This is a genomic window from Eisenbergiella tayi, from assembly GCF_001881565.1.
Taxonomy (GTDB): domain Bacteria; phylum Bacillota; class Clostridia; order Lachnospirales; family Lachnospiraceae; genus Eisenbergiella; species Eisenbergiella tayi.
In genome coordinates this window covers 35,092-54,750 of the sequence record NZ_MPDJ01000018.1, presented here as the reverse complement: position 1 = coordinate 54,750, position 19,659 = coordinate 35,092, and the positions used below count along the sequence as shown (strand labels likewise).

The 19,659-nt window shown below is 46.2% G+C and carries 13 protein-coding genes, 1 pseudogene, 1 riboswitch and 1 other annotated feature; of the genes and pseudogenes, 1 reads left to right on the top strand and 13 read right to left on the bottom strand.

Features of this window, described 5'->3' with window-relative positions; all coding sequences use genetic code 11:
* Positions 1-18: 18 nt before the first annotated feature.
* Positions 19-102, bottom strand: a riboswitch (cyclic di-GMP riboswitch).
* Positions 103-267: 165 nt separating this feature from the next.
* Positions 268-1,044, bottom strand: a complete 777-nt coding sequence (gene srtB, locus BLA28_RS32440) for a class B sortase (RefSeq protein ID WP_069158813.1) — start codon at positions 1,042-1,044, stop codon at positions 268-270.
* Positions 1,045-1,351: 307 nt separating this feature from the next.
* Between srtB (BLA28_RS32440) and BLA28_RS34905 the strand changes: the two are divergent.
* Positions 1,352-1,600 (top strand): annotated as a pseudogene (locus BLA28_RS34905) (IS1634 family transposase); the annotation flags it as partial.
* Between the two features lie 184 nt (positions 1,601-1,784).
* Here BLA28_RS34905 and BLA28_RS32430 read toward each other — a convergent pair.
* The 12 genes from BLA28_RS32430 to BLA28_RS32375 all read right to left on the bottom strand — a co-directional run bounded on the left by BLA28_RS32430 (position 1,785) and on the right by BLA28_RS32375 (position 19,656).
* Positions 1,785-7,208 (bottom strand): isopeptide-forming domain-containing fimbrial protein, encoded by a 5,424-nt coding sequence (locus tag BLA28_RS32430; RefSeq protein ID WP_069158811.1) that lies wholly within the window; start codon positions 7,206-7,208, stop codon positions 1,785-1,787.
* A gap of 120 nt (positions 7,209-7,328) precedes the next feature.
* Positions 7,329-8,105 carry a class B sortase gene (gene srtB, locus BLA28_RS32425; RefSeq protein WP_069158810.1) on the bottom strand — a complete coding sequence of 259 codons (777 nt, stop codon included), beginning with the start codon at positions 8,103-8,105 and terminating at the stop codon, positions 7,329-7,331.
* A gap of 146 nt (positions 8,106-8,251) precedes the next feature.
* A complete protein-coding gene (locus tag BLA28_RS32420; RefSeq protein WP_009255745.1) occupies positions 8,252-8,992 on the bottom strand; it encodes a SigF/SigG family RNA polymerase sporulation sigma factor in 741 nt (246 codons plus the stop codon).
* 3 nt (positions 8,993-8,995) lie between these two features.
* On the bottom strand, positions 8,996-9,457 hold the full coding sequence (gene spoIIAB / locus BLA28_RS32415; RefSeq protein ID WP_044966984.1) for an anti-sigma F factor: 462 nt from the start codon (positions 9,455-9,457) through the stop codon (positions 8,996-8,998).
* Between the two features lie 52 nt (positions 9,458-9,509).
* A complete protein-coding gene (locus tag BLA28_RS32410) occupies positions 9,510-9,836 on the bottom strand; it encodes an anti-sigma factor antagonist (protein ID WP_009255747.1) in 327 nt (108 codons plus the stop codon).
* Positions 9,837-10,026: 190 nt separating this feature from the next.
* Positions 10,027-11,436, bottom strand: coding sequence for a tetratricopeptide repeat protein (locus tag BLA28_RS32405; protein WP_016359902.1), 1,410 nt, complete (start codon positions 11,434-11,436; stop codon positions 10,027-10,029).
* 12 nt (positions 11,437-11,448) lie between these two features.
* Complete coding sequence (locus BLA28_RS33930) at positions 11,449-11,604, bottom strand: hypothetical protein (protein WP_016359903.1); 156 nt, start codon at positions 11,602-11,604, stop codon at positions 11,449-11,451.
* 35 nt (positions 11,605-11,639) lie between these two features.
* Positions 11,640-12,950: a bifunctional folylpolyglutamate synthase/dihydrofolate synthase gene (locus BLA28_RS32400; protein ID WP_069158809.1), complete on the bottom strand. Its 1,311-nt coding sequence runs from the start codon at positions 12,948-12,950 to the stop codon at positions 11,640-11,642.
* Between the two features lie 223 nt (positions 12,951-13,173).
* Positions 13,174-15,837: a valine--tRNA ligase gene (locus BLA28_RS32395; protein WP_069158808.1), complete on the bottom strand. Its 2,664-nt coding sequence runs from the start codon at positions 15,835-15,837 to the stop codon at positions 13,174-13,176.
* Between the two features lie 82 nt (positions 15,838-15,919).
* Positions 15,920-16,163, bottom strand: a binding site (T-box leader).
* A gap of 49 nt (positions 16,164-16,212) precedes the next feature.
* The gene (locus BLA28_RS32385) at positions 16,213-16,914 is read right to left on the bottom strand and encodes a nuclease-related domain-containing protein (RefSeq protein ID WP_159464004.1); all 702 of its coding nucleotides are present in this window, start codon (positions 16,912-16,914) and stop codon (positions 16,213-16,215) included.
* Between the two features lie 66 nt (positions 16,915-16,980).
* The gene (locus BLA28_RS32380) at positions 16,981-18,177 is read right to left on the bottom strand and encodes an SGNH/GDSL hydrolase family protein (RefSeq protein ID WP_069158805.1); all 1,197 of its coding nucleotides are present in this window, start codon (positions 18,175-18,177) and stop codon (positions 16,981-16,983) included.
* A gap of 105 nt (positions 18,178-18,282) precedes the next feature.
* Complete coding sequence (locus tag BLA28_RS32375; protein WP_069158804.1) at positions 18,283-19,656, bottom strand: leucine-rich repeat domain-containing protein; 1,374 nt, start codon at positions 19,654-19,656, stop codon at positions 18,283-18,285.
* Positions 19,657-19,659: the final 3 nt, after the last annotated feature.

Here is a 19,659-nt window from a genome sequence, read left to right as displayed (position 1 = left end):
ATACGTTTTTACTATGTATCAGGCAACTGGCTGCCATCCTCTTTGAGGGAAGGCCCTGTAGCTTTGCGTCCTTGCTTTTCAGCAAGTTTGCCAAGTGTTAAATTAAATAATATGATGATTAATTACGTGATGATTGATGATTTCTTTCGTTAGTCTTATACTACACCATTCCAGTATAAAAATCAAGTACTTTTTTAAATTTTTTCCAATTTTGTAACTTTAATTGTAATTCTGCCTGTTTCCTGATCGTCCACGCAGTGTTCCCGATCAGCTTTCATTCCATTCCCGTATCTCATCCACAACACCGTGTACGACGAACCTTCCTGTTCCTCCTGCTTTCCCGTGGCAGGTCGAAAGGGTCACCATATCAGGCTGGCCTTCCGTATAGTCCTTCTGATATCCCTTGAAAAGAGATTTCTGAAGCGCCATTTTCAGGTAGCTGTCATAATCCTCATCTGTATAGACCGACTGATAGGTGTCGCTTCCGCTTACCGTCATGTAGTACGAAATTATCCTGTAACGGATCGCCTCACCCTCGGTGTATAAATAAAAATAAGGATTCTCTTCCGCCAGCTCCTCTTCCTGCATAAATTTCTTAAGGGAACCAAACATGGAATGGTTCTTCATGTTATGTCCATATATCACGGTGTTCCGGTCAGTAAGATCCGGGGAATTGCCTGCATCCAGAAAAATGCAGCCCGCACTGTTGCTGTCTCCATCAAAGGTGCGGTGCAGATAAATGTCATTATCCTTTCCCTGGACTACCGGGTAATTTACCTCCAGGGCCGGAATATAGAGCCAGTATCTGAAATCTTCATTTTTGGCTTTCAAACCGGCAAAATCAATTTCGGGCATTAAAAAATCGTCCTCTTCCTTTTCCTGGGCCGGAAGCTGAGGACGTTCATTATTGACATATTCCTGAAGTTCTTTATATTCCTGCACACCTCTGTTGTATTCCAAGAAAATACTTCCCAGATTGATGCAGGAAATTATAAGAACCGCGACTGCGCAGATAGGAATAATAATTCTCACAAATTTCTTCATGACGCTCCCTTTACATAATGTAATGACAGATGATATAGCTGCGTATATATTCGTTATACACTATATTCCATACCTAACGCAATCTTTTTTATAAAAAAGCAGAGACATCTAATATAAATCAGCCGTTCAGCACACAAGCTGTCTCTCATCCGAAGTAATATTTTCTTTTCCAGACGGCTCACCTGTACCTGACTGATCCCCATGACTCCGCCACAGTTTTGCAGCTACTTTTTTTAAACGACATGTCCTGACCGCTTTATTTATAAGGCTCTCAGGCTTTTTTTATTTTATTATGTCATATTGTGCATCAGGCTTCCTGGCCTCTGCCTCTAAAAAATCTTCTTTTGATAAGAAAGAACCATTTTTTGAAAAAACAGACTATTCTTTGGACGATGTTTACCGTTGTCTTTCCTTCTTTGACAGACAGAAAGAAAATCTCCCGGTTTGGCTGAATGATAAGATTAAGGAAAACTATGGCCGTGATGCCAGTCTGATTTATTATGATGTAACGAACTACTATTTCGAATCTGACGGCCAGAATGATTTTCTGAGCAAAGATTATCTATTTGACTATTATGACGAGGTATTGAGAGATATCGGAGCAGCCCTTGGAATAGATTTCAGCAAACGCATAAGGACTTTGGGTGAAATTAAATGTAATTCTGCCTGTTTCCATGATAGACGACTTCAACGACCTTTTCAAAAAAGGCCCCGGCAAAACTGCCGGGGCGCTCATACCGCTATTTCTTTCGTTTCTTTCTAAATACTATACAGGATATCAGAACAGCCGCTGCCGAGCAAACAAGCAGTGTCCAGAAAATAACTGGTGTCTGATCTCCGGTACCCGGTCCCTTCATATCTCCAAGGACTCCGATGCCGGGTGCTGCCGGCATTGCGCCGTCAGGCATCTTGCTTTCTCCCAGTACATCAACTTTAGGAGTCACACCCGCTGTATAAGTTACAGGAGTGGCAGGCGTGCCGGGCGTACCAGGCTCGTCAGGAGTATCCGTATTATCCGGAGGTGTGGGAGGCGGTGTAGGATCATTGGACAGCTGTCTTGTCTTGGAGCCATCCTGCGCATACGTTCTGTAATCAGCGCTTTCTCCTATACGATCGATTGCCAGCTGGTTGCGCGATGCAAAACTGTTTCCTTCAAGCATGAAATAATGAGGAGTATTATCCAGCTTATAGCCTGTCGGAGCTTTTGTTTCTACATAACAGAACAATACGTCAAATTCCAGTTCATCCATGGTACCTTCGCCAAAAGTTACCCGTCCGTCTTCGTCGGTTTTCAGTGTCGTTACCGTTGCAGGGGTTGCATCTATATTATCCATATCGAATTTATAGAGTGTAAATTCTGCTCCTGCCAGATTCTTACGGGCGTCACTGCTGTCAAGCTTTATAAGGGTGAAAGTTCCTGCCCTTCCGTTCGCAGTAGCGCTTGCCTTAATCTTAAAGGTTCCGGTTGTAACAGTACTTGCCAGTACGTCTTCACCTTTCAGCACTGCACTGTTAGTTACTTCCACATCTCCGCTTCTCACCGTTACAGCCTTATAGGTCACTCTAACATGAGTACCATCAGGTATATTCCCGATAATCAGCTTATTGCCTGTATAGCTGATGCTGCAGGAATCCGTAATATCCGTTTCCGCCTGGGTGAGAATATCGACTTTCTTTACGGATATGGTATTCGTCAGAATATCCGCATTGTTGTCAATTTCGTCTTCCAGTGTCAGAACTCCCCGAGAGGTCAGCTGCTGGGCGTTGGCATTTACATCAATCGTATATTGGATATGCGTGCCGGTTGTCTGGCCGCTCTTTTTCAAAAGATCCTCTTTTGCAATCGTAACATCTGCTTCCGCCTCAGATTTACCGCCGTTATTTTCCACAACTACCGTATTGGTAAAAGTGGTTCCCAAATTTGTCTTATCAAGTTTGGCCGGATCTACCTCGGTTTTAAAGGTAATCTCATAAGCATTATTATAGGTAGAACCCGGTATTGTAAATATCAGCTTGCCGGGAAGGCCTTCCGGTGCCGGTATTATTGCTGCAGCTCCAGATTTTTCTACCTTCCAATCCGTTCTTGTCGATGTTACCATTGTCGCCGACCCATCAACATAAGTCAATCCATCCGGAAGCGTATCCGTTACAGTAATATCTCCGGTATAAGCTTTTTCAGGGGTAAGATTTTCCGCATCGTTAGTATTTACCAGAATGGTCCACTGTATTTCATAATTTCCGTTAGCATTCTTTTTACTCAGGACCGTACCGCTCTTACTCAACGCATCTTTCCTGTACATGGTAACCTTTGCGGATGCCTTATAACTCCACGCACTGTTATATAAAAAGCTTGCCGTCGCATTATTGGTATATTCTTTACTTCCGTTCATAGGGATCTTGCCGGGGTCTGCCACCGAAGTAAATGTCATTGTGATCACTTTTCCGGCACATTTACGCTGGCCCTCTTCCGTAAAGGTTAATGTCAGCAACGTCTTATTATTGGTAATCTCTTTTTTGTAATCAGTTCCTTCTGACAACGGTGTATCATCTGACAGGGTCAAAGCAAAGTTCATCTCTGACTCATCGACATCATAGAAAGTCATTCCATCCGGAAGCGTATCAGTAATTTTGAGATCTTTCAGGATATCTCCATTTTTAAATTCACTGAGATCCAGCTTCACCTGCCACTGAGCTTTGTAGGCCTCACTGGCATCGGAATTATCATTGCTCACTGCCTTACCTGCTTTGGTAAGAATTCCGGAAGTATACTTTTTGCCTACAAGAGCGTTCTCATAGTCATCATCACCTGTCTCTACAATCTTTGCCCAGTTCGTCAGGTCAACAAATCCCCAGTCGTTACCATCCATCCCATTCGCTTTTGTCTGTGTGGTATAAGTGATTTCGTATTCATGGGTATAGTCACCATATGGGAACTTAATCTGGAACAGACAATTATCCGCCAGACTCCAGGTTTCTCCTTCTTTTTTCAGCTGGATACTTTCCATCTGACTGGTAATATCATTACCTGTCGTTACATCTGTTACAGTAATATCCCCTATAATAAAAGTATTTTCATTAGGCACTGAACCACTTTGGGTTACATACCAGTCATAAATGGTCTTTTCTGATAAGTTAACCGGTATGGTATCCTTATTGATTACTATCTGCCACTTATAAATTCCCTGTGCTTTTTCGTCATCTGTTGTTGTCAGGGAATTTTTCCATAACGGTTTACGGGTAGATTCAACTGTACATCTTTCCGGTCCGCCTTCTTTATCATCCCATTTCCAGGTTACCGTATTGGTATTATTCCCGCTGGAAGCCTTAACGGAAGAGTCAATTAGCTTCGCCTTATAGGAAAGTTCATATTTTCCTTTTTTCACATCTCCCAAATCAATAATTGCAATTTTTTTATTATGATCAATCTCTACCTTATCCGTAATATCGGATTCAGCCCCAGTCGCTGTATTCTTCAGCCGGAAGGATCCCTCATAACCTTCAAAGGTCAGGTTACTCGCCAAAGTATCCGTCAGACTTACATTCTTGGAATCCGAATCCAGTACAAAGGTAACCTTATAATCAATACTGCCGTCATTGTTCAGCTTTGCGGTCTTCTCACTGGTCATATTGCTCTTGAAATATACAGTGATACCGGCTCCGCCCGGGAACAGGATTTCCTGCTTATCCTGGCTGCCTTCCTCGCTCAGAACAAGGGTAGCCTGTAAATCAAAAGAACCGTTGATTTCACTCTTTTTCAGAATCTTATCATTTAATTTAAAGGTAAGAAGTCCACTGGAGTTTATAGAAAAGGTTCCATACTCTTCGTATCCGCCCGGTCCCCATATAGTACCTGTCATAGGCACTGTCTTTAAAATAACAGGCAGCTGATACTGAATGGTAGTATTGGATGTAGGCTTTCTGTCATTGTCGATAGCCCAGTCAATATGGATATCCAACACATCGGACTTATTGATTTTCACTTCCTGTTTGTCGCCTACCTCCTGACCGTTCACAGAGATGGTAACTCCCAGGGTTCCTTTGGTGATCTGCGTCAAATCCACTGTTTTTTCTTCACGATCGACTGCATCGCGTTCCCAGATAGAACCGCATTTGCTGCATTCAAAAATATCTTTCTTTGCATCAATATCCGTTTTCAGATATTTCCAGGTATTTTGCGAATCCAGATCTGTTCCGTCATTATCCCAGTCAACCCAGTCTTTATGCTCACAATCTCCTATCTCTTTTGTATGCAGGTCATCCCCACATGTCTCACAGCTACCTGATTCATCATAATGGTGCTTTCCACTGAGAGGAATTTCTTTTACAATTTTCTGCCCGCATACGGAACACAGATAGGTCTGCTGGCCTACATTTTCACAATCTGCGTCTTTATCCCCTGTTCCTTTGATAGGTACCAGTGATTTTTCATCATGTTTACAAATATAACCGCAGACATCACACTTAACAATACCATCCTCTTTATTAACTATGAATTTATGCTCACAGGCATGACCGCAGACTGTACACTTGCCGTCTGTATCATAGAGGGTATTTCCATTGCCATCCGTATGTTCGCACATGGCATCACAAAGTTTACATTTTCCGGTTGTACTGTTCCATTCATGGATATCTTTGTCAATAGGTGTATCCTCAGTCACTTCTTCACCGCATACCGCACATTGATATCTCACCAAGCCTTCTTCCATACAGGTAGCTTTTTTTACAGTGATGATAACGACGCTAGTACCATCGGATTTTATCTTTGTATGATTTTCACATTCCTTAAATCCACATATTTTGCATTTCTTGTCTTCATCAAAATCATGGCTACAGCGATATCCGCAGATCGAACATTTTCCTGTCTGAGAATCAAATGCGGTATGATCACCGTCTTTATGGTCACAGGCAGTATCACAAACCGTACATTTTCCTGTTTTGCTGTCCCATACATGGGCTGTTTTGGGAGTTGTTTCCGTCACTTTTGTACCACAGACAGTACAGATATAACTTATCTGTCCCTCCTTTTCACATGTTGCTTTTACTAATACATCGTAAACAGCAGGGCGGATATGCTCTCCTTCTTTACAGGGTTCTATCACATCCAGCAGATTATTGTCTGTGCTTTGTATTTCATCCGAAACTAATTTTGTATTGGTATCTTTAATGGAATGGCATTTGCTGCATTCAAAAATACCGGTTTCTGTCTCCTGCCAATCATGCTCACAGACGGTTTCTCCATCCGGTGTTTCCTTCTCACCGCAGGTAACACAAACATACTCTCCGTTTCCATTCTCTCTGTAGTAATGAGAGGTTCCTTCTATATAGGAATCACAGTCATCCGAGGTACAGTAATATCTTACCTTTCCGTCCTCAGTTTCCGTTGCTGCTTTGTCCACAGTTCCTTTTTCACTGTATTTATGTTCATGATTTAATGCAGGAATGGTGCGTGTTACCGTTTCTCCGCATACTGTACATGTTCCATACTCACTGCCCGTCTCTGTTTCCGTAGGGGCTTTATCCACAGTCCATGTTTCTACGGTATGCTTTCCTGTAGCAGGAATTTCTTCCTCTTTGGTTTCTGTACAACCCTCTGCACTACAGGTATAAAGCTGCTTTCCGCTGACTCCGCAGGTAGGTTCCGTTCTTCCCTCTGTGCCTTCAACCGGAACCCAGACATGATCATGATCCGAATTATTATTTTCTGTTTCTCCCGACAGCACATTATCCGTTCCGTCAGAATTATCTGTCAGCTTATTTTCCAGCTTGTTATCTGTATTATCCGACACTGGGATTTCCCTTGTCTCTTCTGTACCGCAGTCATTACAGACACGTTTTTCTTCACCGGGGGTATCCGCTGTAGCCGCTGTTACCAGCGTCCAATCTCCGAAATTATGCTCTCCCGTAGCCGAAATCGTCCTGTCTTCTGTTGCACCGCAGCTGCTGCAGGTGACGGTTGCTGATCCATCCGTATTGCAGGTTGCCGGTGTATTCACCGTCTCGTTTCCCCACTCATGGGAATGCAGAGTTTCTTTGTTTTCCTGGATTTCCTGCACGGCATCTAAGGCCCCATTATCACCTTCATTAGCCGCAGACCAGAAAAAACTGTTAACCAGTAATCCGGCAGCCATGAACAGAGCAACTATTTTACCAATTTTTTTCTTCATTTATGCTCCTAACTGCACATACAATTGCGCTTATACGGTAATACCGTATTGAATCCAAGGAGGCAGGAATCTTATTTCATCCGCTCCTTACTTATGTTACCATTCGTACCTTGTTACCGATCAGCTTTCATTCCATTCCCGTATCTCATCCACAACACCGTGTACGACGAACCTCCCTGTTCCTCCGGCTTTCCCATGGCAGGTCGAAAGGGTCACCATATCAGGCTGGCCTTCCGTATAGTCCTTCTGATATCCCTTGAAAAGAGATTTCTGAAGCGCCATTTTCAGGTAGCTGTCATAATCCTCGTCTGTATAGACCGACCGATATGTATCGCTTCCGCTTACCGTCATGTAATACGAAATTATCCGGTAACGGATCGCCTCTCCCTCAGTATACAAATAAAAATAAGGATTTTCTTCCGCCAGCTCCTCTTCCTGCATAAACTTCTTGAGGGAACCGAACATAGAATGGTTCTTCATGTTATGTCCATATATCACGGTGTTCCTGTCAGTGAGATCCGGCGAATTGCCTGCGTCAAGAAAAATGCAGCCCGCACTGTTGCTGTCTCCATCAAAGGTGCGGTGCAGATAAATGTCATTATCCTTTCCCTGGACTACCGGGTAGTTTACCTCCAGGGCCGGAATATAGAGCCAGTATCTGAAATCTTCATTTTTGGCTTTCAAAGCGGCAAAATCAATTTCGGGCATCACAAAATCGTCCTCTTCCTTCTCCTGGGCCGGAAGCTGGGGACGTTCATTATTGACATATTCCTGGAGTTCTTTATATTCCTGCACACCTCTGTTGTATTCCAGAAAAATACTTCCCAGATTGATGCAGGAAATTATAAGAACCACGACTGCACAGACAGGAATGATGACTTTCATCCATTTCTTCATGAAGGTCCCTCTATTATATAATGTAATGACAGATGATATAGTTACATTTATATAATTATATACCTTACCCCATGTGCTGTGCAACGCTTTTCTGTAAAAAAATCAAAAATTGCTTCTTTTTTTTCTTTTTTTGTTTTCAGGAAAACTCAGCAAACCAGCTGTTCTCTCATTCTCAGTAAGATTTTTTTCTCCAGACGGCTGACCTGAACCTGACTGATTCCCATGACTCCCGCCACCTCTGTCTGTGTTTTATCCTGAAAATAACGCATTTCGATCAGTTCCCTTTCCGTATCTGTAAGGCTGTCCAACAGCTGATTTAAAAGCATATGGTCCAGAAGCTTTTCTTTTTCCTCATCCACGCAGCCTGTCTGGCCGCTGCCTGCCGCAACCTTGTCAAGCAGCTGTACTTCATTGCCGTCAGACTGGTAAATGGTTTTATAAATGGATTCCACCTCCACATTGGCTTCCATAGCCATAACAATATCTTCTCTTGCGATCCCGGTTTCTTTAGAAATCTCTTCCAGGGTAGCATCCCTTCCGAAACTGTGGGCCAGTTTTTCAGAGGCCTGCTTTATTTTCCATCCGTTTTCCTTCAGGGTCCTGCTTACCTTTACCAGGCCGTCATCCCTCAGAAACCGTTTGATTTCCCCGCTTATCATGGGGACCGCATAGGTTGAAAAGCGGACATCAAAAGATAAATCAAATTTATCGATGGCCTTTATGAGCCCTATTGTCCCTATCTGAAATAAATCCTCCATATCGTATCCTCTGCCTGAGAATCGTTTCACGATATGATGAACCAGTCCCAGGTTTTTCTCTATCAGTACTTCCCTTGCCCCGTTATCTCCGGCCTGCGCCTGTGCAATCAGTACTGATATTTCCTCCATGCACTACTCCTCATCTTCCGTCCAGGAAAGGGTTCCCAGCTTTTTTTCCATTTTGACGAGCGTTCCTTTTCCCGGCTCGGATTCCACATCCAAATCATCCATAAATGCTTCCATAAAGGCAAATCCCATACCTGAGCGGTCCATATCCGGTCTTGTGGTATATAAAGGCTCCATCGCTTTTTCCACATCCTCTATCCCTCTTCCTTTATCTTCCACTTCGATATGTAATACATCATCATTCAGGCAGCATCTGATTACCACCTTGCCCGGCCCCTGCCCAAGGGAACCCCAGTCGGCATAGCCATGTATGATGGCATTGGTAACAGCCTCGGAAACAGCGGTTTTCACATCGGCAACCTCCTGAAGAGTAGGATCCAGCGGTGTGACGAAAGCCGCCACAGCCACCCTGGCAAAGCCCTCATTCTCTGAAACCGCGTCAAATTCCAATTTCATTTCATTACTCATTTTTCCTCCATTCTGCCTCTTACGGCAAACGCAAAATGTAATTTTCTTTTTTTCATTCCATGATTTCCACTATTTTTTCCACACCGGAAAGCTGAAGCATTCTCCGGATCTGCTTGTCCGGATGAAGCACATATACTTTTCCTCCAAAACAGGAAATCAGCTTGTATCTGCCGATTATAATACCAATACCTGAGCTGTCCATAAACCGGGTATCTTCAAAATCAAATACCACATTGGCCACCTGGGATTCCAGGATGAAATGATCCGCATTTTTACAGATTTCTTCGGAGCGGTGATGGTCTACCTCCTCCGGCATTCTGATACACAGGCAATCCTCAATAACCTTATAATTATCAAGCACTTTCGATTCTTCTTCCATCTGTTTCTCCTTCCTTATTCAGCAACACATACCTGGTCAGTTTTTCTTAATTAAGAGATGTTCTGCGTAAAAAAAGAGAACTCCATGAAGCTCCCTGAAGGAAGCCATTCTCATGGCAGTTCTCTTTTGTATGTGGTTCCTGTTTTTTATTCTGTTTTATCTGCCGGCGATTCCCGGCCTTACAGCTTTCCTAAGACTCCAGCTCCTTAAGATAATCCTTTGCACGTCTTGCCTTCTCCGTATTGGGGAACAGCTCAATCACCTGGTTATATATCTTAATTGCATTCTTGCTGTCGCCTTTTTTCTTATATGCATTTCCCAGAATATAGAGAGCATCGCCGTTAGTCTCATCATAGGAAAAAGCCTTTTCCAAATCCTTGATGGCGGCATCGTACTCCCCGGCTTTGTAAGCCTTGTTACCGCTGTCTGCATAGGCTTTGCTTATCCCCGGGCCTGCGGTTTCCAGAAGCTTGTCATACAGGTTCTTGTATGCTTCCGATATGGTGTCGGATTCCATGGCGTCCTTATCGATTCCCTCCAGTGCGAGGGATATTTTTTCCATGTCATCCGGGGTATCCAGATAGGTATATGCCGCATTCAGAAGATCCTCCACCGTCTGAAGCGTCCCGTCGGTTCCGGCATAGGCCTCCAGTTCGGAATTCAGGTCGGCATTCTTTGCCGTAAGGGCATCCAGCTGCTTCTGCATATCCGTAAGCTCCGCATTTTTCTTATCCAGCTGTTCCCCCACGCTCCTGCTCTCTTCATTCAGCCTGGCTTTTACGCTCTGCAGCCTTCCGGGAAGGATGAGGGTCAGGGCTACCGCAAGGCCTATCACAACGCCTCCCAGCAGATAGAGCAGACCGGCATAATTTTTTCCGGGTTCTTTTACGGCGAGCGGCTGGATAATGGTTTCATTGCCGCTCTGATATTTGATTACTTCTTCATTTTTCGGTGATTTGTGTCCGTTTTTCAGTCCATCATCCACATTCAGGGCTGAATTGACTTCCTTCATATACCGGAGGGTGCGTGTATTTCCGATGTCAATCCTGGTACACTTTACCAGCTCCCTTTTTGCCTTGTCCCAGTCTTCATTGTGCATATGAAGCAGGGCCAGCAGCTGGTGGGCCCTCAGAAACTTGGGGTTGACGGAAAGGACCTTGCGAAGCTGTATGAGCGCCAGATCCAGGCTTCCCTGATTGCAGTAAACGATTGCCTGGTTGTATTTTTTTATGGCCTGATTCAGGCTTTCCAGCTGGCTCGGGCTGTTCTGGACCGATTCAATATAAGAATCCGCAATGTTTTTTTCCGGCTTCAGGTTTTTGCTGATCACCCATTCGCTCAGGGCATCCACGGTTTCACCCATTTCAAAATAAACGAGTCCCAGCAGATTCCTTGCATCAATATTAAATTTATTTAATTTCAGGCACTCGGTCAGGCTGACAATTGCCCCTGACAAATCCCGTACGTTTGCTTTCTCCAGGCCATCATTATAATAAAAATTGGAAACGCTGATGACTTTTTTGTAATGTACCACATCGGCACCGCAATTCGTACAAAAATCGTGTTCCGTAAGCTCCACACCACAATTATAACAATTCATATCAGAGTTCCTCTATTCCTGTCTGTTTTTATCCGCTTTTCTGCTTTTCTCAATCTCTACCAGCAAATCCGTCAGGTCTGTTAAATCGTGGTTATATATGGCTTCCTCCACCTCTCCTATTTCAAGGCTGGGATGAAATTTTTTTATTTCTTCTTCAAAATCTATCATACTGCTGTCCTCCTGTATATCGGGCTGTTCACAGTTTACTTCTTCATGTATGCCTTCAGCTGGCCTGCAAGATACAGAGAACCGGCCGCATACACCATATCCGCCTCATCCTTTTCGCGTATCAGCGCATCCCAGGCTTCCTCCGGATTGTGATAAAGCCTGGCATGATTCCTTCCCTTCCACAGGGAAAGAAGCTGCTCCTGCGTCAGGCTCCTCGCGCTGTCAATCGGGGCGATGGCCACATCGGCAAACAGGCCGCTATCCACGATCCGGCCGATCATGTTTTCCGCCCGCTTATCGGAAACGACGGAAAACAGAAGATGCCTTTTCCCGCGGCATCCGTCTTCACGGACACTGTCCAGAAATGCCTGTATCCCATCTTCATTATGAGCGCCGTCAATATAAACGCCCGGCAGGACCTCTTCCATCCGGCCTTCCCATTTTGCCCTGGAAAGCCCTGTTTCCACCTGCTGTCTGGTAAGGGGGACGGTACGTCCCAGCACCTCAAGGGCACGTATGGCAAGAGCTGCATTCTCTTTCTGATATACAGCTGCCGTCGGCAGGCTGGCCCTAATATATTCATAATACTCAGAGCTCATGGAAAAATCAACGGTTTTATTCTTAAATTTAAATAAAACAACTTGCTTTTCTGACACAGGAATCACTTCTGACGACATTTCCCGTGCTTTTTCAACAATGACCCTGTTTACCTCTTCTTCCTGTTCCCAGAACACCACAGGCACACCTTTTTTAATGATTCCGGCCTTCTCGCCTGCGATCTTTTCCCTGGTATCCCCCAGATATTCCGTATGATCCAGTCCGATATGGGTAATGACCGTGACTAAAGGATGGTCAATGACATTCGTGGCATCCAGCCTTCCTCCCATTCCGGTCTCCAATATGATATAGTCTGCCCCTTTTTCCTGAAACCAAAGCATCCCCATAAAAAAAAGCATTTCAAAAAAAGTGGGATGATATACACAGTCCCCGCTTTTTTTACAGAAGTTTTCCACATTTTCCAGTACCTTCATAAAAATTTCCGTGAAATCTTCTTTGGAAATCATCTGTCCCTTCAGGCGGAAGCGTTCACGCACATCCACGAGATGGGGGGAAACGAAAAGGCCCGGGCAATAACCGGCCTCTTCCAGTACGGCGTTGATATAGGAGCAGACGGAACCCTTCCCATTGGTTCCCGCCACATGAATAAGCCCGGAGCTTTCTCCGGGTCTTCCCAGATATTCATAAAACCTTCGGGTATCCTCCGGTGTGTTTTTCTTCGTAAACTTCGGAATCTGAAGCACGTACTCCACTGCCTCTTCATAAGTGAAATTCTTTTTATCCCTCATTTTTCCGGCCCTCTGTTTTGACCTTTCCTCCTGAATCCCGCGCCGCTTTTTCTTCCTTAAGGACAGGCAACGGGCGGAAGCATTGAAAGGTAATGCCCCCGGAGAATTTTCCGTGGGGAATTATCCCTGTTCTGCCTCCGCCCTTTTATTTTTGTGATAATCTTCAAAATAAAACCTGCCTGGCCTTAGCTCTTTGCCGCGGGAATAAGCTGCCTCTGCCCGCTTATTTTCTTAATGCAGCAAGGCGTTCTCTTACCTGTTCCATCATCTGGGTATATTTTCCCAGCTTTTCCTTCTCCTCAGCGATTTTGCTTTCCGGTGCTTTGGAAAGGAAACGTTCATTGTTCAGCATTCCGTTTACCCGGGCAAGCTCACCCTGAAGCTTCTTTTCTTCTTTTTCCAGACGTTCGATTTCCTGGGCAATATCCACCAGCTCCGCAAAAGGGATATAGCAGGTAGCTCCTGCAATTACCACGGTAACCGCATCATCAGCAATACCGGAACGGTCTGCCTGGACTGTTACCTCGGATGCATAAGCCAGGGATGCGAAGAACAGACGGCCCTGCGTAAATGCATTTTTGATATCTTCCCTGTCGCTCACCACAAATACCCTTGCTTTTTTGCTGGGGGGAACATTCATGGAGCTTCTCACATTACGGATGCCGCGCACCGCTTCTTTGATGATCTCAATGTCTTTTTCTTCCGACGCATAATTCCAGTCCTCACGGTACACAGGCCAACTGGAAATCATAATGGATTCTTCCTCTTCCTGAAGCGTGCAGAAAATTTCTTCCGTTACAAAAGGCATGAAAGGATGCAGCAGCTTCAGCGCATTCAGCAGGACATTTTTCAGTGTCCAGAGAGCGGCTGCCTGGCTGTCGGTGTCGTCCGTATCGTAAAGCCTGGGCTTTACCATTTCAATATACCAGTCGCAGAATTCATCCCAGATGAAATCATATACCTTCTGTACGGCAATACCCAGTTCGAAGTTCTCCATGTTGTCGGTCACTTCTTTTACCACATGGTTCAGCTTGGAAAGGATCCATTTATCCACAGGCTGAAGATATTTATCCGCATCGGCCGGAATAGTCTTTCCGTCCATATTCATCATGATAAAACGGGATGCGTTCCATACTTTATTGGCAAAATTACGGCTTGCTTCCACTCTTTCAAAATAGAAACGCATGTCGTTTCCGGGTGCATTTCCGGTAATCAGCGTGAGACGCAGCGCGTCGGCGCCGTACTGGTCAATGATTTCCAGAGGATCAATGCCGTTGCCCAGGGATTTGGACATTTTTCTTCCCTGGGAATCCCTTACCAGGCCATGGAAAAGCACTGTGGAAAAAGGCTTCCCTCCCATCTGCTCATAGCCAGAGAAAATCATGCGGATGACCCAGAAGAAAATGATATCATATCCGGTAACCAGCACATCCGTAGGATAAAAATAATCCAGGTCCTCGGTTTTATCCGGCCAGCCCAGCGTGGAAAAAGGCCAGAGAGCGGAGGAAAACCAGGTATCAAGCGTATCCGGATCCTGGGTCAAATGCGTACATCCGCATTTCGGGCAGACATCGGGCATTTCCTTTGCCACCACGATTTCCCCGCATTCATCACAGTAATAGGCCGGTATCCGGTGTCCCCACCACAGCTGCCTGGAAATACACCAGTCACGGATGTTATCTGTCCAGTTAAAGTACGTCTTGTCCATACGTTCCGGTATCAGGCGGATATCTCCATTTTTCACACCTTCCACAGCCGGTTTTATCAGTTCGTCCATTTTCACGAACCACTGTTTCTTGATTAAAGGCTCTACCGTAGTCTTGCATCTGTCATGGGTGCCTACGTTATGGCTGTAGTCTTCGATGCCCACAAGAAGTCCCATCTCTTCCAGTTCCTTAACGATTGCGGCCCTGGCTTCATAACGGTCCATTCCTGCAAATTTTCCGCCGTTTTCATTGATGGTGGCATCATCGTTCATAATATTGATTTCAGGCAGGTTATGGCGTTTTCCCACCTCAAAGTCATTCGGGTCATGAGCGGGGGTGATCTTTACCACGCCGGTACCGAATTCCATATCCACATAGGAATCCGCCACGATGGGGATCTCACGGTTCATCAGGGGCAGAAGCACCTTCCTGCCGATGAGGGAGGTATATCTTTCGTCCTCCGGATTAACAGCCACTGCGGTATCTCCCAGCATGGTTTCCGGACGTGTGGTGGCAAATTCCAGGAATTCTGTTGTACTCGGCGTCCCGTCTTCCTGCAGAAGAGGGTATTTGATATGCCAGAAATGGCCGGCCTGTTCTTCGTATACAACCTCTGCATCGGAGATGGAGGTGTTGCACACCGGGCACCAGTTTATAATTCTGCTGCCTTTATAAATCCAGCCTTTTTCATGCATTTTACAGAACACTTCCGTAACCGCCTTATTGCAGCCCTCATCCATGGTGAAGCGTTCTCTGTCCCAGTCGCAGGAGGACCCCAGCTTGCGGAGCTGGCCAGTAATCCTGCCGCCGTATTCCTTCTTCCATTCCCATGCGCGTTCCAGGAATTTCTCCCTTCCCAGATCGTGCTTGTCAACGCCTTCTTCCTTCAGCTTTTCGATGATTTTTACTTCCGTTGCAATGCTGGCGTGATCCGTTCCCGGCTGCCAGAGTGCATTATAGCCCTGCATACGCTTAAAACGTATCAGAATATCCTGCATGGTATTATCCAGGGCGTGTCCCATATGGAGCTGTCCCGTAATATTCGGAGGGGGCATCACAATGGTGAAGGGCTTTTTGCTCCGATCCACCTGGGCATGAAAATATTTCTTTTCCACCCATTTCTCATACAGCCTGTCCTCAATTCCATGAGGATCATATGTTTTTGCAAGTTCTTTACTCATAGTGCTCCCTTCTGCGTACAAGCCGCATTCCAATCTGAATTCTTTAAAGCCAGAAAAAAAGCCCTTTGCCGATTATAAAACGGCAAAGGGCGTGTTCACGCGGTACCACCTTTGTTCACCGGAAAATTTATTCCTTTCCGGCCTCATTTATCCTTTAACGGGGATAAAACGTGAAGCCCTACCGACTGCATTCCCTGCCAGCCGTCTGTTCAGGCCTCCGATTCCAAAGCTACCTTCCGCATCCCTTTCTCCGGGCGTCCTTTCAGCCTTTGGGCCGCCCTCTCTGCCGAGTGTTAATGCGTACTCCTCTTTTTCCTCATCTTTTCCTGCTATATTCTTCGCAGCCCTCGCCAAAATATGACAGCCGGCCGCCGATTATTTTTTACTATAATAAAAGTCCGGCTTTTTGTCAAGCCCGGAATATTTCCCCTCCGCTGTTTTCGCGGAAGGCAGCACCTGCAGCCGGTCGTAGATTTCATCGATAACCTGGGGCGCAAGGAACTTTCTGGCGCTGCGGACCATTCCATATATAGTATAGGAAAGCTGGCGTACCAGGATAATCTTGGAGGTATTGTCCGACAGCCCGGCATTTTCCAGTTCGCATTGGTTTCCGAAAACGGCCATGGAAAAGAAAGGCAGCCACTTCATGTCCGGCAGCTCCTTCTGCAGGCTGCGGATACACGAGCTGTTTTTCATAAGGGGATTATAGAAGTAATTTTTGTAGGAAGTCAACTGGCTCCCGCAGAGGGTCTGCACCCAGTATTCGTCCTCCGGCTCCCCGGAAATCCAGCCCTGGTAATCCTTGGCCTCCACCACATAGATGCCAGTCTCATGGAGCAGGATAACATCCGCACAGGACGGCTCCCCGTTTTCACAGTAGTGCCAGTTTACGACTATTTTCTTGTAGCCGCCCACATCCTTAAGGATCCGCACCACCTCGTCGCTGCATTTGCGTTCCCCTCCGAAGGACACATCATAATAAGAGCTGTGCGACAGCTTCTGTCTGTCCAGCTTGTTGTATAAATGATGCCTGTATAAATAAACCGAAACTAAGATCAAGCAAAGAACAGATAACATCCGATCCTCCTGATTCCCCAGACACATGTCAAGAGCCTTTTACCCGACAGCCTTCTCCTTCCCCGCCTAAGCGGTCTGAAGAAGCATTGCGGTTACATAGTTGGCCATTTTGGCAGCCCCTTCCTTGTTGGGATGGGTTCCGTCGCTGGTATAGTGGTTCAGCTCATAAACCTCCATGCCGCAGTTATGCACATCTATCACCGGAAGCCCATAGGCAGCAGCAATCTCCTTAATGCGCTGGTTAAAGTCTGCAATCGTATTTCCTTTTTCATTGATTCTGGGATGGTCCCCGGAATTGGCTTCAATCAAGGTCATACAGTATATACGGGATGCCGGGTAGGTACGAAGGAGCTTCTGAATCATCAGTTCATAGCCTTCCGTAAAGTTGGTATAATATTTTTCCCCGCGGCCTGTAATGCCATTAAATTTCCCCAGTTCCATGGAGCGGAAAAAATCATTAGCCCCCATATATACCAGAATCACATCCGGTACAGTCCCGTCCGTTCCCATCAGTTCATTGATCCTTCTGGTACTGCAGCCTGCGCTGGAATCCTCCGCCTGGGAATCCCCGCATACCGCGCTGGCTGAATAGGAGCCGTTCACCGCAAGGCGCATTCCCGTATTATAAAGCACCTGCATCCACCAGGTCTGGGTCACATCCTTCACATCATTCTGGGTTTCCGGATAGAAACAGGCATAGCCGGAAGGGATATAGCCCTGATATGTGGATATGCTGTCACCCAGAATAGAAATGCTTTTCCCTTTTAAAGGAGTTTCCACCGGTGCGGACAGCAAACCGGCGGCAATCAGGCGTCCGTTGGCAATTGTCCCGTTCTGGGGCAGCGTCTGCAGAGACTGTGCGGGCGGAATCACCGCCGGTCCCGCTTCAGTGGGAGAAGCAGCGCCGTCCGCCTCCTCCGGCTTTACATTATCTGCTTCCGCCAGGCTCTGCTGCGTCTGAGCCTCTTTCTTTTCACGGGCCTGCTGTTCCAGCAGTGCCTGCTGATAGGCTGCCAGCTCAGCCGCGTATTGTTCCTGAGCCTTTTGATAGGCTTCCGCATTTGCCGCCGCAAGCTCAGCCTGCTGCTGCCAGATATCCCCGGCTGCCTCACTCTGTACCGAATCTGCCTGAGGTACTCCGGCCGCCGCATCCGCATTTACATCAAATACAAAAAGGGCGGCGGTGCAGAAAGCTATGGGCAATATATATCTTTTCTTATTCCTGTTCATAAGTATAATCACGGGACATATGCGCTCCCGCATTCCTCCTTATCCTCGCAAGCTGATTAACCTGATGTCATTTATTCCCGTTATTATAACAACATTTTCATCCTCTGTGAACTGGCAATTTGCCGAATCCGGATCCGTTCAGCGGATTTCCTCCGTATTCACCATCAGGCTTTTGATCTGGCCTGCTTCCTTTACCGGCGTAATGTCCACATTTTTATGGCAGTTAATCCAAAGCGTTTCCAGATTGGGCAGTCCTGCAAAAACGGAAATATCTTTGACGGAAGGAAGAATAATCATGACGGAAGTCAGGCTGTCCATCCCTTCAAATACTTTTATATCCCTGATTTCAGGATAAGACTCACCCCACATCATCAGTTCCTCCAGCTGCGGCATTCCCTGAAGCCAGTCCAGTGAGGAAAGTTTGGGAGATACAAGCAGATTCAGATAGGTAAGCTTTTCCATGGATGCAAGAGGTGACAGATCCGTCAGCGTACGCACCTGTACCGTCAGGGATGTGAGGTTCCTGAATTCTTTGATATCCTCCAGGGAACGCAGGTTAACTCCATCCGCCGGTATTTCCATCGTACTGTTTCCCATGCCGATACGGTAAAAATCGCCAAGCCAGCCTACGATATACAGGGACTCACATCGATCCAGGTCGCTGGACATCACGGGTCCGTCCTCTTTTCCCAGAAGAGAACGCATGATGGTTTCCATACCCTTGTCCTTCCATTTTATCTCGTAATCGGAAGCTTTCCGCTGTGCAGAAGGCTCCGGAGGCACTTCTTCATCCATATAGTATGCGGTTATGGCAAAGGGATTATGCAGATACGGGAACGGCCATCCATCCTTATCCGTTCCTTCCGGCAGGTCTCTTTTTCCGCTTTTTCCCAATTCCCGCAACGATCGGGCCGCATCCATGGTCACTTCCCTGCAGTCCATGGCTGAGTAGGGGTTTACTCCGATAAACTCTCCGATGTAGTTTTCACCGAACCGGTAGCATACGGTAACATACCATTTCTGATCCTCCCTCCGGCAGGAATATTCCATGGCATATACCATATCTCCGCCCTCGTTTTCCTGGGTATAAAACCGGATATTATCCAGCTCACTTCCCAGGGTTTTCCTGGCGGTGCTTTCCAGATCCTTTTTACTATTTTCCCACTGTGCTTCAAAAAGGCTCCCCTCCGTTACCGAAGGCCTGACATCCACAAGCAGGACGGCATCAGATGCCGAAAACCAGATTCCCCAGGGAATGCCGTCCGGCCCGGGTCCTGTCGTCCACTGGCCGGAAACGTTGAAGCCGTAGGCTCCCTGCTCCATAATATCATAACTGTTCCTCGCAGTCTGGGCGATCTTCTGTTCCTTCTTCATCACCGGAACCACTTCACAGGATTCCTGCTTCCGCATTCCTTCCTGCATCCGCCCCTCCTGAGGAAGAGGCCGTTCCGCCCCATTCAAAGTAAGTACCATTCCTATTGTGACCGCGGTTATTTTGGCGAGCAGCAGCATATC